This is a genomic window from Dyadobacter endophyticus (assembly GCF_014641595.1).
GTDB classification, from domain to species: Bacteria; Bacteroidota; Bacteroidia; order Cytophagales; family Spirosomataceae; genus Dyadobacter; species Dyadobacter endophyticus.
Genome location: NZ_BMIA01000001.1, coordinates 1,661,223 through 1,676,469 on the forward strand (window position 1 = coordinate 1,661,223; position 15,247 = coordinate 1,676,469).

General features: G+C 49.1%; 16 protein-coding genes. 12 read left to right on the plus strand and 4 right to left on the minus strand.

Annotation, left to right across the window (positions count from 1 at the left end):
- The first annotated feature begins 66 nt into the window (after nt 1-66).
- Both IEY24_RS06800 and IEY24_RS06805 read left to right on the plus strand, forming a co-directional pair.
- On the plus strand, nt 67-585 hold the full coding sequence (locus tag IEY24_RS06800) for a Spi family protease inhibitor (RefSeq protein WP_188929913.1): 519 nt from the start codon (nt 67-69) through the stop codon (nt 583-585).
- Nucleotides 582-884 carry a C10 family peptidase gene (locus IEY24_RS06805; RefSeq protein ID WP_188929915.1) on the plus strand — a complete coding sequence of 101 codons (303 nt, stop codon included), beginning with the start codon at nt 582-584 and terminating at the stop codon, nt 882-884. Before IEY24_RS06800 ends, IEY24_RS06805 begins: the two co-directional genes overlap by 4 nt.
- 248 nt (nt 885-1,132) lie before the next feature.
- On the opposite strand, the gene rlmD is transcribed toward IEY24_RS06805, so the two are convergent.
- On the minus strand, nt 1,133-2,530 hold the full coding sequence (rlmD, locus tag IEY24_RS06810; protein WP_188929916.1) for a 23S rRNA (uracil(1939)-C(5))-methyltransferase RlmD: 1,398 nt from the start codon (nt 2,528-2,530) through the stop codon (nt 1,133-1,135).
- Between the two features lie 63 nt (nt 2,531-2,593).
- Here rlmD and IEY24_RS06815 point away from each other — a divergent pair, with 63 nt between their 5' ends.
- The 5 genes from IEY24_RS06815 (at nt 2,594) to IEY24_RS06835 (ending at nt 8,787) form a co-directional block, all read left to right on the plus strand.
- Nucleotides 2,594-4,801, plus strand: a complete 2,208-nt coding sequence (locus tag IEY24_RS06815; RefSeq protein WP_188929918.1) for a T9SS type B sorting domain-containing protein — start codon at nt 2,594-2,596, stop codon at nt 4,799-4,801.
- A gap of 325 nt (nt 4,802-5,126) precedes the next feature.
- Nucleotides 5,127-5,537, plus strand: coding sequence for an Rrf2 family transcriptional regulator (locus tag IEY24_RS06820; RefSeq protein WP_188929920.1), 411 nt, complete (start codon nt 5,127-5,129; stop codon nt 5,535-5,537).
- A gap of 66 nt (nt 5,538-5,603) precedes the next feature.
- The gene (locus tag IEY24_RS06825) at nt 5,604-6,257 is read left to right on the plus strand and encodes an NAD(P)-dependent oxidoreductase (RefSeq protein WP_188929922.1); all 654 of its coding nucleotides are present in this window, start codon (nt 5,604-5,606) and stop codon (nt 6,255-6,257) included.
- Between the two features lie 523 nt (nt 6,258-6,780).
- Complete coding sequence (locus IEY24_RS06830) at nt 6,781-7,422, plus strand: SRPBCC domain-containing protein (protein ID WP_188929924.1); 642 nt, start codon at nt 6,781-6,783, stop codon at nt 7,420-7,422.
- Nucleotides 7,423-7,581: 159 nt separating this feature from the next.
- Complete coding sequence (locus IEY24_RS06835; RefSeq protein WP_229221534.1) at nt 7,582-8,787, plus strand: putative porin; 1,206 nt, start codon at nt 7,582-7,584, stop codon at nt 8,785-8,787.
- On the opposite strand, the gene IEY24_RS06840 is transcribed toward IEY24_RS06835, so the two are convergent.
- On the minus strand, nt 8,784-9,239 hold the full coding sequence (locus IEY24_RS06840) for an SRPBCC family protein (protein ID WP_188929926.1): 456 nt from the start codon (nt 9,237-9,239) through the stop codon (nt 8,784-8,786). The genes IEY24_RS06835 and IEY24_RS06840 overlap by 4 nt on opposite strands.
- Nucleotides 9,240-9,369: 130 nt before the next feature.
- Here IEY24_RS06840 and IEY24_RS06845 point away from each other — a divergent pair, with 130 nt between their 5' ends.
- A complete protein-coding gene (locus tag IEY24_RS06845; RefSeq protein ID WP_188929928.1) occupies nt 9,370-9,816 on the plus strand; it encodes an SRPBCC domain-containing protein in 447 nt (148 codons plus the stop codon).
- Nucleotides 9,817-9,870: 54 nt separating this feature from the next.
- On the opposite strand, the gene IEY24_RS06850 is transcribed toward IEY24_RS06845, so the two are convergent.
- Nucleotides 9,871-11,988: a Tex family protein gene (locus IEY24_RS06850; RefSeq protein WP_188929929.1), complete on the minus strand. Its 2,118-nt coding sequence runs from the start codon at nt 11,986-11,988 to the stop codon at nt 9,871-9,873.
- A gap of 138 nt (nt 11,989-12,126) precedes the next feature.
- On the opposite strand from IEY24_RS06850, the gene IEY24_RS06855 reads away from it, so the two are divergent.
- The 3 genes from IEY24_RS06855 (at nt 12,127) to IEY24_RS06865 (ending at nt 14,436) form a co-directional block, all read left to right on the plus strand.
- Complete coding sequence (locus IEY24_RS06855; RefSeq protein ID WP_188929931.1) at nt 12,127-12,969, plus strand: ThuA domain-containing protein; 843 nt, start codon at nt 12,127-12,129, stop codon at nt 12,967-12,969.
- Between the two features lie 6 nt (nt 12,970-12,975).
- Complete coding sequence (locus tag IEY24_RS06860) at nt 12,976-13,881, plus strand: helix-turn-helix transcriptional regulator (protein ID WP_188929933.1); 906 nt, start codon at nt 12,976-12,978, stop codon at nt 13,879-13,881.
- Between the two features lie 99 nt (nt 13,882-13,980).
- Nucleotides 13,981-14,436 carry an SRPBCC family protein gene (locus tag IEY24_RS06865; protein ID WP_188929935.1) on the plus strand — a complete coding sequence of 152 codons (456 nt, stop codon included), beginning with the start codon at nt 13,981-13,983 and terminating at the stop codon, nt 14,434-14,436.
- A gap of 7 nt (nt 14,437-14,443) precedes the next feature.
- On the opposite strand, the gene IEY24_RS06870 is transcribed toward IEY24_RS06865, so the two are convergent.
- Nucleotides 14,444-14,680, minus strand: a complete 237-nt coding sequence (locus tag IEY24_RS06870) for a hypothetical protein (protein ID WP_188929937.1) — start codon at nt 14,678-14,680, stop codon at nt 14,444-14,446.
- Nucleotides 14,681-14,788: 108 nt separating this feature from the next.
- Here IEY24_RS06870 and IEY24_RS06875 point away from each other — a divergent pair, with 108 nt between their 5' ends.
- On the plus strand, nt 14,789-15,247 hold the full coding sequence (locus IEY24_RS06875; RefSeq protein ID WP_188929939.1) for a DoxX family protein: 459 nt from the start codon (nt 14,789-14,791) through the stop codon (nt 15,245-15,247).

The window sequence follows — 15,247 nt, forward strand, 5'->3', positions numbered from 1 at the left end:
CGATAATGTAACCGGCATCGTCACTATATTCATTTGGATAGTCACCATCCTAAATAGGCTATCCAAATGAAAAGCATTACCAATAAACTTCTTCTTTCCGTTATTGCTGCTTGCTCGCTCCTGCAATGCCGGCAGGAAACCGGTTCTTCCCCTCCTGGGCCCGAAGCATATCCCTATGCATTACTCGTAACCGCAGTGGAAGCCGAAAAACTCGCATTTGGCGAGCTAACCTCTTCCACAAACAACGCTGCCAGGACTGCCGCAACGGACGTTTCAAAACGGATCAAAAACGTGCGCACATTGAATGACGACGAGGGTAATCCACTGATGCACATTATTCATTTCGAGGCGGATGTGCAGCCTGATGCGGGATTTGTCATCATTGCCGGTGACAAACGAGTTGTTCCGGTACTGGCCAAGGGTGATAGCGGCAAATTCGAGCCCGACGGCGAAAACCCCGGCCCGAGAATATGGATTGAACACGTGAAAGCCGAAGTCGCGACTGGTAAAAGACATGTTACCACGCCTGTGAAAGCCGTCGAACTATTGCTCCTGGCCCCGTCACCAATTACAATTTCCCCTTGAACAACAAAATTTCAACAGACAATTGCACGTCCGCCAATCTCGCTGATCAGCAGATAGCCAATATGATACGCGTGGCTGGCATGTACGCCGGTTCTAATTACAATACTTTTGGTTGTAACACAGTGATCTGGCGTGAGAATATCAAGACAGCATTCCAGGCTGCTGGTTATTCAAATGCAGGAAAAAGGGCTGCGTTCAGCAATGTATACAACGATGTCAGATCCGAACTCATGAGCGGCCACCCGGTAATTATGGACGGCACGAACCAGTTCCTCGGATTTAATAACTGGCACATATGAGGGACGGGACTCCACGCACAACATACGAAGCATCCGAATTACGGTCGAAGACGTCAAAATAAACAAGCCCAGGCTCGTAACCAGCGAAGTAATGGATGGCGAGTACAACCCCGCCGCCGACTCGATATGGACTTACTACAAATATTTAGATCGAAATAAATAACCCGCAGTCAGGAATGGTCAGGAGGAGTCAAGGATGGTCATTTATTGTTCAATGTTAACCACAAATGACTACTCCTGACAAAAACCTATTTCCTCACCAACAACGCCACATTCTCCACATGGTGCGTATTCGGGAACATATCCACTGGCTGCACCCGCGTCACTTCATAATCTTCGGACATTAATGCCAGATCGCGCGCTTGCGTGGCTGTGTTGCAGCTCACGTACACAACACGGTCGGGCGCAGCTTTCAGGATCGTTTCGATCACGGGCACGTCCATTCCGGCACGTGGCGGGTCGGTAATGATCACATCCGGACGTCCGTGCGTGTGCAGGAAGCTCTCGTTCATGATCGCGCGCATGTCACCTGCGAAGAATGAGGTATTGGTAATGCCGTTCAACTGCGAGTTAATGCGGGCGTCTTGCACAGCCGCTTCCACATACTCCACTCCGACCACTTTCTTTGCGCTGCGGGCCACGAAGTTGGCGATCGTGCCGGTTCCGGTATATAAATCGTAAACCGATTCACTACCCGTCAGCTGCGCATAATCGCGTGCCACGCTGAACAGTTTATAAGCTTGCTCCGAGTTGGTTTGGTAAAACGATTTCGGCCCTACCAGAAACGTGAGGTCCTCCATCGTTTCGCGAATTACCTTATCGCCCGCGTAATGGATCACTTCCTGATCCTGATAAGAATCATTTCCCTTCAAATTCACGATATAGTTCAGCGAAGTGATTTCCGGGTGATTTTGGTGCAGGAATTCCATCACTTCCGCGATAATTTCGTCATTTTGCGCGCCAAATTGCACGATCACCATCACGTCGCCCGAATTGGCCGTCCGGACGATCACATTCCGCATCACGCCTACATTAAAGCGTACGTCGTAATAAGGAAACCCTTTTTCCTCGGAAAACCGGTGCAAAGCATTGCGGATCGCATTCGAGGGATCGGGTTGGAGATGACAATGATCGACGGTGAAGATCTTATCGAAACGCTTCGGCACGTGGAAGCCTAATGCGGTTTTCGTGAAAGGCTGCCCCGAATCGAGCTGCTCTTTGGTCAGCCAGCGCCAATTCGAGAAAGTGAATTCCAACTTATTTCGGTAATATTCGGTCTTAGGGGCAGCGATAATCTCGTTAATCTCGACATTCCTGATCTTTCCTATCCTTTCAAAATGATCCACTACCTGCTGCCTCTTGAACCTGAGCTGATGCTCATAGCTGATATGCTGCCACTTACAGCCCCCGCACACCGTGAAATGCTCGCAATAGGGTTCTGTACGTAAAGCCGATTGTGAATGGATTTTGGTAACAATGGCTTCCTTCAATTTCTTCTTGGTACGAACGACCTGAAGATCGACGATGTCACCGGGGGCCACATTACCTTCTACAAAGATTACGCCGTCTTCCGATTTAAATATACATTTGCCTTCTGCCGCAAAATCGGTAATTTCAACGTATTCGTACTTGTTACTCTTAGACATTATTTTCTGTTTTAATTACTAATCCCAATATCCTATCGGATCAATTCTACTGCCGCATATTCCATGAAAAAACGGTTCATCTTATTTGTTCTGATGCTGTTTGCCATTTGCGAAGCGAGTGCGACGCACATCGTCGGCGGGCAGCTCTTCATCACGCAAAACCAGGACAGCTACTACAACTATAACATGGGCCTAACGATGTATTTCGATGCCCTGAATGGTAATCCGGGTGCAGAAGATCCGTTTGTCACGATTTATGTATTCAGAAAGCGCGACAATGTCCTCATTGGCTCTCTTGAAGCCCCAAAAATAGAACGAAAATCGGTCAACTACGCAAACCCGCTCTGTGGAATCTCAACTCTGCAGACCTGGCAGATCACTTATGGCTCCGCGGTACACCTCACTCCCACGGATTTTGCCGACGCGCAGGGCTATTACATGGTGTGGGACAGGTGTTGCCGCAACGGTACAATCACCAACATCCAGGCTCCGGGCGACGCCGGCAGCCTTTTCTATCTCGAATTTCCGCCCCTTTTTAAGAATAATGCCAATTTCAAGAACTCGTCACCAGTTTTTCCGGAGATCAAAGGCGATTATGCTTGCGTCAATTCCCCTTTTCTGTTCGATTTCGGAGGTACCGATGCAGATGGCGACAGCCTGGTGTACTCGCTGATCACTCCCATGCAGGGCTATGCCGATAAGGCCAACCCGAGCGCGCCGGCCCGCGGATCATCCAACTACCCGCGCCTGACGTGGATCGACGGCATTTCGGTAAGCAATATGATCCCCGGCCCCGATCCGCTGAAAGTGAACACGTCGACCGGAATGCTGTCCGTCACGGCTGGCTCGGTGGGTTTGTATGTGTTCGCAGTGCAGGTGGACGAATACCGCAAGGGTGTCAAAATCGGGACGCTTACGCGCGATTTTCAGCTCAAAGTGGTCGACTGTCCCAAAATGGACCCGCCCAAGTTATTGTTCAAACCCAAGGGAAGAAATACCTATTACACTGAAAATGAAATTATAACAGTCCAAAAAAATGATCCAAACTGCTTCGAGGTGATGGTAACCGACCCGACTGTGAACCAGATCGTGGCCGTCGATGGCAAAGCGGTGAACAATTCGAAGGACTACTTCACAGTGTTACCGGCGCAGTTCACCACGAGAGTCCCGAACGACACACTGAAATTCCAGATATGCCTGGAAGAATGCTTCGTAACCTACGATAACCGCCCGATAAAGATCCAGCTGATTGCGCAAGACGGCAGTTGCCCTTTCCCGCTTACAGACACGCTGAACATTTATATACGCCGCCCAAGCAGCGGCAACAATGCCCCGACCGTGTCGACCTCGCTCAAAGGCGACTACGTACACGTGAGCGCGGGCGTGCCCGTAACCTTCGATGTTTACGGGAAAGATCCTGATAAAGACAATCTCGCGCTCTCGGGCCGCGGGCAGGATTTCAATATGACCGATATGGGAATGGATTTCAAACCCGTCAGCGGACAGGCCAATGTTCAGCAGAAATTCACCTGGGTGCCTCCGTGCAATGCCAAAAAGGGCGATACCCTGGCTGTCGATTTCAAAGTCGAGGACATGCGCTGCGAGGGAAACCCGATGCCCGTTTCGAAACCGGTATATTTCATCGTCGATGAATCGCCGAACCGGCCTCCTGCCGTAAAGACCTCTTTGCCCGTGCAGGAGATCACCTACCAGATCGGCACCTCGCCCGGCATTACCTTTGATGTGCTGGCAACCGATCCCGACACGAATATGATCGTTCTGACAGCCGCTGGGCGCGGATTTGACATGAAGGGTGCCGGAATGATTTTCGAGGCTAAAACGGGCATAAAATCGGTCACTTCCCCCTACGCCTGGAATCCTGAATGCGCCGTGCTCAACGGCCAGCCTGAACAGACGTTCATGGTCGACTTCGTGACGCAGGACAAAAGTTGCGCAGCCGCCACTGATACTACCACCGTCAAAGTGACTATTAAAGACAATGGCTCGGCGCCATTCCCCGAATTTCCGAACGTTATCACGCCGAACGGTGACGGCAAAAACGACTGCCTCGTGTTTCAGGAACTGCCGGCAGACAATTGCGATGACTACTTCAAAGACATCACTGTTTTCAACCGCTGGGGTAAGCAAGTGTATTATTCAAAAATCAAACCCAACGACTGGTGCCCCGACCAGATCTCCGGTGGCTACTATTACTTCGTCGTTCAATATACCAAACGATCCTACAAAGGCGGATTGACAATTCTTAAATAATTAATAATCAACAATATACACCGTAGCGTTTAATATGATGCTACGGTGTATATTTTTTATATGTTCTATACTGACAAATAGTTTGGTACAGATAATTTATACAAAAAGTATATTACTTTTAATACTAATTATTACTATAAAATTATTAATTCTTTTAGTACTTAATATAAGTATATAAAATATCATACTTTACAAAAAAACAACACTTTTAATAATACAAACAGCCTATTTACCCCAGCCAAGGTGAGATCTTAAAAAACTTCCAATCGCTTGCATTTTCGAAAACAATCCTCCACCTTTGTACTGTAATAATAAAAGTTACAGTATGAATTCTGGTCGCTTTGCCATTTCGGTGCATATTCTCACGTTGCTCGCCTTTTCGGGGGACGAGTGGACGCCGTCCGAGTACCTGGCCGGCAGCATCAATATCAATCCCGTGCTGGTACGGAAAGAGCTTAGTAACCTTCGCGAACGCGGCCTGGTGCTTAGCAAGGAAGGGAAATCCGGCGGGAGTCGTCTTGCCAAACCTGCGGACAAACTATTCATGTCGGAAGTGTATGGGGCTGTGAAACAAAAAGACCTGCTTGGAAAAGGCATCAACTCCCCTAACCCGGACTGCCCCGTCGGCCGGAAGATCAACGACCATCTCGACAACCTGTACGGCGACGCTGAGAAGACTTTGCTTGCCAGCCTGGGCAAAATGTCCCTGGCGGAGTTTTGCAAGAAATTCGAGTGATTTTTGCGCCCTAAACTGTAACATTTATTATTTCAGAACTGAATATCCATCTTAAATCAAACACATATGAAAATTGCATTGATCGGCGCCACTGGATTTGTGGGCACGCACGTTTTGAATGAACTTGTTTCACGCGGCCACCAGGTGACTGCTGTTGCCCGCAACATTGATAAAATCGACGCGGGTAGTGAGCTCGTAACCGCTAAGGCCGCGGACGTAGCGAATTCGGATGAGGTTGCAGCGGCCGTAGCCGGGCACGACGCCGTGATCAGCACGTTCAACGCAGGCTGGACGAACCCCAACATCTACCATGATTTCATCGCTGGTGCAAAGGCCATTCAGGCGGGTGTGAAACAAGCTGGTGTAAAACGCTTCCTGACCGTAGGTGGTGCAGGCAGCCTGGAAATTGAGCCGGGCCTGCAACTGGTCGACACCCCCAACTTCCCCGAGGCCTACAAACCCGGCGCTACCGCAGCCCGTGACTACCTCAATATTCTCAAAACAGAAGCAGATTTGGATTGGACTTTTCTAAGTCCGGCCATCGAGATGTCTCCTGCTCACCCTGGCGAGCGCACGGGCAAATACCGTACTTCGCTCGATACGCCGGTGTTCGATGCACACCACCACAGCAGGCTGTCAGTACAGGACACAGCCGTCGCTATCGTCGACGAAATCGAACAAGGGAACTTCATCAGGAAGCGGTTTACGGCTGCATATTAGGCTGGTATTATTGATATGCGTATCACTTATAGTAAGTATAATTATACCGTTCCGCATTATACTTATCATTCATATAATAAGTATTAAAAGCTTATTATATATTATACTTTAAATACTAAAATATTTTTAAAAAAAGGTTTATACTTTTTTATTCACAAAAAAGTATAAACCTTTTTTTTCTTACACTACATAATATTAGTTCATAATAATATAATACTTTTATTACTTATAGTATATATAAAAAAGTAAGATAATAATACATACTTTTCAATAGTAAAAACTTACTTTACATTTAATACTTGTAATACTATTGAACATATAAAAAGTATTATAAGTGTGATGCATATAAAAATCAAAATGCTGATTAACAGGCCGATAAGCCGATGGCTAATTGATCCGCACCGGTTAGAGTCATTGCTACTACCCCTACTCATTTTTCTGACTGCGCAGCGGACCTGGCCGAAAGCGCCGTAATCGACACTAATTTTTGACTAATTTTACAGTCATAAAACCTTTCAAAATCATGGCCAGAAGCAACACCCCATCAGCAAACCAGCTTGCCAAGCTGTCTTCAAAAGCAGTCAAAGATAGGACGGGCCGGGATTGGGCCGAATGGATTGAGTGGCTCGACAGTCTTCAATCCGACGGAAAGACACACAGAGAGATCGTCACCTTGCTGTCCGAGCATGTCGATAGCATATGGTACCGGCAGAAAATCGCACTCGGATACCGCGAGGCGACGGGCCAAAGGCAGCTGGGAGAGCTTTCGTCTGGCTATGAGATCGGGGTTACAAGAACCTTTCCGGTTTCAAGGACCAAAGCCTGGGAGCTGATGGCCTCCGAGAAAGGACTGTCTGCCTGGCTTGGCGATCTCGAAGACGGCTGCATCGGGGCGGCCGAATCCTTTAAAACCAAGGAAGGTATTAGTGGAACGATTACCGTGCTAGAACCGGGCTCGCATTTCCGGATGGCCTGGAAGCCGGACAACTGGCGCCATCACTCGACCCTGCAAGTACGCGTAACAGGCAGCAAAAGCAAGCACGCCGGCAAAAGCGTGATCAGCTTTCACCATGAAAAACTCCCAAGGGTTGCCGACCGTGATGCGATGAAAAAGCATTGGGAAGAAAAACTATCCGATCTGGCTGAAATAATTAAGGGAAAATAAGGTTCTTTGTAGCCCGATTTTATCGCCACCAATTATACAAAAATGAAGTTTCGTGTTGCCAGCCTATTATTACTTTTTATACTTTTAAGCCATTCAGACCTTTTTGCCCAGCGGTTCCTTATGGACCTTGTGGATACCACAAACCAGATGGGAAAAGGAATGCTCTCTATATATGAACGATATAACCGCGTGAGGATCAGCGGTTATATCCAACCCCAGTTCCAGGTAATTTCCAAAGAAGGTGCCGAGACCTACGCCGGTGGAAATTTCTCCGGCCTCGCCAGCAACCGTTTCATGCTCCGGCGCGGCCGATTGCGTGTAGACTACGCGCACCTGAACAAAAACAATGACCCGACGTCGTATTTCGTGTTCCAGTTCGACGGTACCGAGCGCGGGGTTGCCATCCGCGATTTCTGGGGAAGATTTTATGAAAACAAATTCAAAATATTCGCTTTGACCACCGGGATGTTCGCACGGCCCTTCGGCCATGAAGTGAACCTTTCCTCGGCCAACCGCGAAACACCTGAGCGCGGACGTATGTCCCAGATCCTGATGAAAACCGAACGTGACATCGGTGTAATGCTGACCGTTTCCAGCCGCAAAACGCAGGAATGGCACCAGAAACTAAAATTTGACGTGGGGGTCTTCAACGGCCAGGGTATGTCCGGACCGATGGACTACGATAGCCATAAGGACGTCATCAGCCGGTTGAGTCTTAAACCGACGAAAATCCGGGCGCTGGGTAATGCGACCTTCTCGGCAGCTGTGTCGGGCTACGCAGGTGGCATTGTGAGCCAGGGTAATGTGCTTTACAAAACCGAACGCCGCGGAGGAGAATACCAGGCCGTACGCGATTCCTCGGCCTCAAACCTGCACAAAACAAGACCACGCAATTACGCGGGCGCAGACTTCCAGATATCGTTTCCCAACGGCAAAGGCGAGACGGAATTTCGTGCGGAATATATCAAAGGCCAGCAAACCGCCACATTCAGCACGAGTGAAACGCCTGGTACTTACCCCGTTACCAACGGGATCAAAGATCCGCTTTACAATCGCAGCTTTGACGGCGCTTATTTCTATTTCCTGCAAAACCTGGGCAGCCTCGACCACCAGTTTGTGATGAAATACGATTGGTACGACCCCAACAAGAAAGTTTCCGGCAAGCAAATCGCTGCGGATAAAGGATTCGGAAAAGCCGATCTCCGCTACAACACGCTGGGCTTGGGCTACATATACACGGCCAACGAGTCGCTGAAATTCGTGTTCTATTATGAGTTCGTACGCAATGAAAAGTCGGCGTTGGCGGGTTATGAAACCGATATTTCGGATGATGTTTTCACGGCCCGCGTTCAGTACAACTTCTAAGTCCGAAAACGTTCGGCCAGCACTTTTCTGCGGTAAGCAAAAATCGTATTCACCTCCCGGTTCACGACCATCCGGTCCACAAGATTCCCCAGAATACCGAAGGGAACCTTATAATGCAGAATGTCCTCCATCAGCACGCCGCCATTTTGCTCGGTGAAGTGGTGCTGATGGTGCCAGAATGCATACGGCCCAAAGCGCTGCTCGTCTACAAAATATTGTCTGTCAACCACATGTGTAATCTCGGTGCACCATTTCAGGGGTATACCAAATAGCGGTCTGACGATGTAACGGATGATCTGTCCGGCGTACATTCTATCCCCAGGGTGCGACGACGTTACTACAAATCCCATCTTGGCGGGTGTGATTTCCTTCAAGTTGGAAGGGTCGGAGAAAAATGTCCAGGCCTCATCGAGGCTGATGGGCAACCATTGTTTGAAATATAGCTCGCGCATGTCAACTGATTTGACCTAATATACGTTAAATATGCAGCCTGCGATTAAAAATCCGGGCCGGGGCAATCCAACCCAGGACAACTCTGGCATAGTTTTCTCAGTATTTATCACAGTACTAACTCCGAATGACATGAACAGAAAACAGCTTGCAACCACAACCATTTCTATCCATGCAAGCCCTTCTGCGGTTTGGAAGGCATTGGTAGAACCTGAACTCGTCAAAAAGTATTTTCATGGAACAGAAATGCGCTCGGATTTTGAAATCGGGAGCCCTATTACCTTCGAAGGCGAATGGCAAGGCCAACATTACGTCGATAAGGGTGAAATTCTGAGGATCACACCGGAGCGTGAACTCAGCTATTCCTTCTGGAGCCCGCTGTCAGGCGTCGAGGATTTTGAGGATAATTATACGCATGTGACCTTCCATCTGTCGGACTACCACGAGCATACAACGCTGGTTGTTACCCAGGACAACCTGGAAGACGACGAAGCCGTGGTGAAAGCCGAAGGCAACTGGTTGAACGTGCTGCACGATCTGAAAAGGGTTGTGGAGGAAGAGCGGCTGCACGTACTTTGATGACTCATTAACACAAAACCCGTCGGACTCAATTGCCAACGGGTTTTGTATTTTTCAAAGTTTCATTGATAATGCAATCCGCTTCCGGGAAAGGTCAACCTCGGTTACCTTCACTGTCACGTGCTGCTGCAATTTCACGACTTCGTTCGGATCTTTGATAAACTTGTCGGCCATTTGCGAGACGTGGACCAACCCGTCCTGTTTTACTCCGACGTCGACGAACGCTCCGAATGCGGTGATGTTCGTTACGATTCCCGGAAGAATCATACCGACCTTCAGATCTTCCGGTTTCCTTACCGAGCTATCGAATTCAAATTTCTTCATTTCGGCGCGCGGGTCACGCGAAGGCTTTTCGAGCTCGGCAAGGATATCTTTCAAAGTTGGCAAACCTACCGAGGTGGAAACGTACTTTTCGATCCTTACCTGGCGTCGCAATTCAGGTTTTTGCATTAAATCCTTCACTGTGGTGCCGGCATCTTTGGCCATTTGCTCTACAAGCTCATAGCGCTCGGGGTGTACCGCACTGTTATCCAATGGATTAACACCATTTTCAATGCGTAGGAACCCTGCCGCCTGCTCAAACGCCTTCGCACCCAGGCGCGGAACTTTCAACAATTGCTGCCTCGATTTGAAATTTCCATTTTTAGCCCGAAAATCCACGATATTTTGCGCCAAAGCGGGTCCAAGCCCCGAAACATAGCGTAGCAAATGCTTGCTCGACGTGTTGAGATTTACGCCTACGGAATTCACGCAGCTTTCTACTACTACGTCCAAAGCATTTCGCAAAGAATTTTGGTCCACATCGTGCTGATACTGCCCGACCCCGATCGACTTGGGATCGATTTTCACGAGTTCCGCCAGCGGGTCCATCAGCCGCCGGCCGATTGATATCGAACCACGCACTGTCACATCCTTATCAGGAAACTCTTCCCGCGCAACTTCCGATGCCGAGTAAATGGAGGCACCCTGCTCGCTCACCATGAACAACCCGATCTCCGTCGGCTGTTCCGAGCCGCCGAGCAGCTTCTTCACAAAATCCTCCGTTTCCCGTCCGGCGGTACCATTACCTACCGCAATCGCCTCGACCTTGAATTTCCGGATCAGCTCGTTCAACCGCGCGCCTGCATCGGCTGGTTTATCGAACGGATATATGACATGGTCGGCGATAAGATTGCCCTGGCCGTCGAGCACGACTACCTTGCAGCCTGTGCGGTAGCCCGGATCGATCGCCAACACCGTCTTCTGACCGAGCGGCGATGCGAGTAAAAGCTGCCGGAGATTTTCGGTAAATACCTGGATTGCGGCGACATCGGCCTTTTCTTTAGACAAATTGGCAAATTCCGTTTCAATGGAAGGCTTCAAAAGCCGTTTGTAGCTATCGGCGATCGCCAGTTCGAGCTGATCTTTGCAAGGCTCCGTCCCGAACATGAACAGCCTGTCCAATGCTTCGAGTGCCGCGTCTTCGTCCGGTGAAATATCGACGCTCAAAATACCTTCTTCTTCCCCCCGGCGCAATGCGAGCAGCCTGTGCGACGGTATCTTCGCCAACGGCTCCGAAAACTCGAAGTAATCACGGTATTTGGCGCCCTCTTCCTCTTTTTTCTTCTTGACCTTCGAGGTGATGATCGCCCCGCGCTGGAATGTAAACCGCACTTTTGCGCGCGCATCCTGGTTTTCGTTGATCCACTCGGCTATAATATCCCTGGCTCCCTGCAATGCGTCGGCCGCATTCGCCACCTGATCGTTCAGGAAAGTGGCTGCCTTGCCTTCCGGGTCCCTTTCCTTACCCTCGAAGATCAACTTCGCAAGTGGTTCCAGGCCCTTTTCGATGGCGATCGTAGCACGTGTTTTTCTTTTTTGTTTATAGGGAAGATAAAGGTCTTCCAGTTCGGTCATCGAAAACACCCCCTCGATCTTTTTTTTCAGTTCGGCTGTGAGCTTGCCTTGCTCCTCGATGCTTTTTAAAATCGCCTCGCGTCGTTTTTCGACTTCCTGCTGTTTCTGCCAAGCCTCTTTGACGTTGCCGATCTGGACCTCATCCAGCCCGCCGGTCGCCTCCTTGCGATAACGCGCGATAAACGGCACCGTAGCGCCTTCCTCGAACAGCGCGATGGTATTTCTCGCCTGCTTGTCGCTGACGCCGGCCTGTTGTGCAATAAGGGTATAGTTCATGTTTACTAATGAAATTGGATACGGCAAATAAAGCGGATATTCATCGTTTTCAAAACTAAAATTAGTACCGGAGCGACGTACGCATTTTACCATTTATATTTGGCATGATTTAATCCTCATACCTAATCCCTTATCAAAATGAAGTACCAGTTCGGAAAGCCACTGGCTATCCTTGCCGTAATTCTGGCCATGATATTTTGGCTCACTCCCGCCCATGCCCAGCAGAAAGCCGGATTCAAAGTCATCGCATTTTTTACCGGCGCGAACGACCGCGCACACATCAGCTTTGTGCACGAGGCCAACCGCCGACTGCCGGAACTCGGCAAGAAAAATGGCTTTTCGTATGATTCCACCACGAATTGGGATAACCTGAATGCAGAATTTCTGTCGCAATACCAGGTGGTACTGTTCCTGGACACACGTCCCGAAAAGCCCGAACAACGTGCTGCATTCCGGAAATACATGGAAAATGGCGGTGGCTGGATCGGCTTTCACTTCGCGGCATTCGCATTGACGCCCTCGGCATATCCGCAAAATTGGGACTGGTACCACGACCAATTCCTCGGCTCCGGGCAATACAAAAGCAACACCTGGCGCCCAACCTCTGCCACTTTGAAGGTCGAAGATGCCCAAAGCCCCACCACGAAAGGTCTGGGAGCCACATTTAAAGCTTCCCCCAACGAATGGTACCGCTGGGAAAAGGATTTAACCCAAAATCCGGATATTCAAATACTCTTATCGATCGACCCGTCGAGTTTCCCGCTTGGAACCGGTCCGAAACAGCACGAAATATGGCATAGCGGTTATTATCCGGTAGCCTGGACCAATAAAAAATACAAAATGTTGTACATGAACATGGGCCACAACGACATCGACTACGAAAACAAAACCAATAAGGAATTATCATTTACCTTTGATAACGACATGCAGAACCAGTTCCTCGTGAACTCTATCCTGTGGCTTGCAAACCGCAAAAAATAGCCTGTTATGGAAGAAAAACAGACCCGCAGCTTCGAAAAAGGCCAAATGACTGGCATTACTTGGCAATGCGACGGCATCCTGCTCGGGCACGCCGTTTCCCGCTTTACGGAATTGTCGGGATTCCATTCCAAAAGCGTCAATACCGATGTGGTACGCATGCATTTCGGGCTGAAAGGCGATTATATGTTCACCTACCATCAGCTTGGCAGGACATTCGACCTCGTCGGCGGGCATCATAATATCATGTATTCGAGCGAGTTTGAAATGACCGTTCAGGCCAAAACACTTGAAATTGAGACCTTCGGTATTCAATTTCCCAAAGACGTTTTTATCCAGTTCACACAAAGTGCTGGCGATGCCTTGAAACGCTTTTCGGAGTCTATCATATTGGGAAACAGCACGATATTAACCGACAATTGGGGAACGATCGACTCGCAGATCCAACAGGTAATCCAGCAGATTATTCATTGCAAATATTCGGAAAGCCTGAAAAAGCTATTCCTGCTCTCAAAAAGTTTAGAGCTCCTTGTGCTGTGCGCCGACGCCTGCGAGGCTTCGGAACGCAAAACGGATACATTCATCAAAACCAAAACCGACAAGGAGAAGATCATCGCCGTCCGCGACCTGATTAACGAACGCGTACACTGCCCTCCCAACCTCTCAGAGATCGCCCAGCATGTGGGTTTAAATGAATTCAAACTCAAAAAAGGCTTCAAGGAAACATTCAACAATACGATTTTCGGCTACCTGACCGATCAACGCCTACAACTCGCCAGACAATATCTTCTTGATACACAGCAAACAGCAGCAGAAATATCTACACAACTGGGCTATGCGACGCCCCAGCATTTCAACAATGCCTTCAAAAAGAAATTCGGCGTCACTCCCTTTTCGGTTAGAAATAATCCGTGAAACGCAATTGGGCGGCAGCTGGTGTGTGGTAATATTGTCGTCTGGGGTGGCCAGCCGACCACCGACCAACTTACAACGATCATCAAACCACCAAACGACATGCAAACACCACTCATCATCAAAAACGAAATTACCATCGACGCGCCAGCGCAGCGCGTGTGGAACGCCCTTGTGAATCCCGAACAAACCAAACAATATATGTTTGGCTGTGAGGCACTTTCCGACTGGAATGTCGGAAGCGAGCTGCTCTGGAGAGGCATTCATGAAGGAAAGGAGATTATCTGGGTTAAGGGCGAAATCCTGGACATCGAACCTGAAAAGTTTCTGCGGTACACTACCATCGACCCACATTCGACCATCGACGATATCTCCGAAAACTATCTGCAAGTCACCTATGACCTTATTCCACAAGGAGAAAAGACTCTTTTAAAGGTCACGCAGGGCGATTACAGCACCGTTGCCGAAGGCGAAAGACGGTACCAGGACTCATATAACAATGGTGAGGGCTGGAACCCGATCCTCGTCGAGATCAAGAAGTTGGTCGAAGCGCAGTAAGAGCGCATCAGGGATTTTGAGACTCGATCTCTCCCACTTCGTCCCCATCGGTCGGCTCTGCCGGCGCGTCTTTGTCAATTCTTGAACCGGTATTGACCTCCGGTGCATCGGTGCCTGGTACATCGGGCGTCGGGTTCAATGGGGCTATTTGGCCTGGTTTGTCGGGATAACTGGGTACAGGCGGCTGATCGTCAGGCATTTCAGCGACGGGGAATGCAGGTACATATTGGTTTTGAAAGTCCATGGTTTTGTTTGTTGATTTTGGGTAATCAGGAAAAAACCATGCCTTTCATCTTTTGCGGAACTAGTTGAATGCATTTCTCGCTTTCACCGGAAAAGCATTTCATCAACTATGGCAGTACTTATCGTTCTGATCACCACTTTTTTGGCAAGCCTTGGCATTACCTGGGCGATTTCCGGAGACCCGGCCTACACGCTAAGCGGTAATATCGCTATGTGCGCGATGCTGCAATTCACTGCATTGGGGCATTTCAAGTTTCCCGAGGGGATGAAAATGATGATCCCGCCGTTTGTTCCATTCAAAAAAGAGATGGTATTCCTCACGGGCATGATGGAAATCGCGGCAGGAATCGCGCTGCTTTTTCCGGCCACCCGCTATGCAACTGGCGTGTTTCTGATGCTGTTTTTCATCGCATTGCTTCCAGCCAACATTTACGCGGCCAATCACCATCTCGATTATCAGAAGGGCACCTATGATGGAAAGGGACCAGCCTATTTGTGGTTCCGTATTCCGATGCAGGTCCTTCTGATCGCCTGGGTATGGTATTTTGCCGTCCATTCGGCCATGTAG

Excerpts from the sequence above, each read along its gene's own strand:
- IEY24_RS06800 (WP_188929913.1), top strand. The coding sequence starts at position 67 with ATGAAAAGCATTACCAATAAACTTCTTCTTTCCGTTATTGCTGCTTGC.
- rlmD (WP_188929916.1), bottom strand. The coding sequence starts at position 2,530 with ATGTCTAAGAGTAACAAGTACGAATACGTTGAAATTACCGATTTTGCG.
- IEY24_RS06815 (WP_188929918.1), top strand. The coding sequence starts at position 2,594 with ATGAAAAAACGGTTCATCTTATTTGTTCTGATGCTGTTTGCCATTTGC.
- IEY24_RS06820 (WP_188929920.1), top strand. The coding sequence starts at position 5,127 with ATGAATTCTGGTCGCTTTGCCATTTCGGTGCATATTCTCACGTTGCTC.
- IEY24_RS06825 (WP_188929922.1), top strand. The coding sequence starts at position 5,604 with ATGAAAATTGCATTGATCGGCGCCACTGGATTTGTGGGCACGCACGTT.
- IEY24_RS06830 (WP_188929924.1), top strand. The coding sequence starts at position 6,781 with ATGGCCAGAAGCAACACCCCATCAGCAAACCAGCTTGCCAAGCTGTCT.
- IEY24_RS06835 (WP_229221534.1), top strand. The coding sequence starts at position 7,582 with ATGCTCTCTATATATGAACGATATAACCGCGTGAGGATCAGCGGTTAT.
- IEY24_RS06840 (WP_188929926.1), bottom strand. The coding sequence starts at position 9,239 with ATGCGCGAGCTATATTTCAAACAATGGTTGCCCATCAGCCTCGATGAG.
- IEY24_RS06845 (WP_188929928.1), top strand. The coding sequence starts at position 9,370 with ATGAACAGAAAACAGCTTGCAACCACAACCATTTCTATCCATGCAAGC.
- IEY24_RS06850 (WP_188929929.1), bottom strand. The coding sequence starts at position 11,988 with ATGAACTATACCCTTATTGCACAACAGGCCGGCGTCAGCGACAAGCAG.
- IEY24_RS06855 (WP_188929931.1), top strand. The coding sequence starts at position 12,127 with ATGAAGTACCAGTTCGGAAAGCCACTGGCTATCCTTGCCGTAATTCTG.
- IEY24_RS06860 (WP_188929933.1), top strand. The coding sequence starts at position 12,976 with ATGGAAGAAAAACAGACCCGCAGCTTCGAAAAAGGCCAAATGACTGGC.
- IEY24_RS06865 (WP_188929935.1), top strand. The coding sequence starts at position 13,981 with ATGCAAACACCACTCATCATCAAAAACGAAATTACCATCGACGCGCCA.
- IEY24_RS06870 (WP_188929937.1), bottom strand. The coding sequence starts at position 14,680 with ATGGACTTTCAAAACCAATATGTACCTGCATTCCCCGTCGCTGAAATG.
- IEY24_RS06875 (WP_188929939.1), top strand. The coding sequence starts at position 14,789 with ATGGCAGTACTTATCGTTCTGATCACCACTTTTTTGGCAAGCCTTGGC.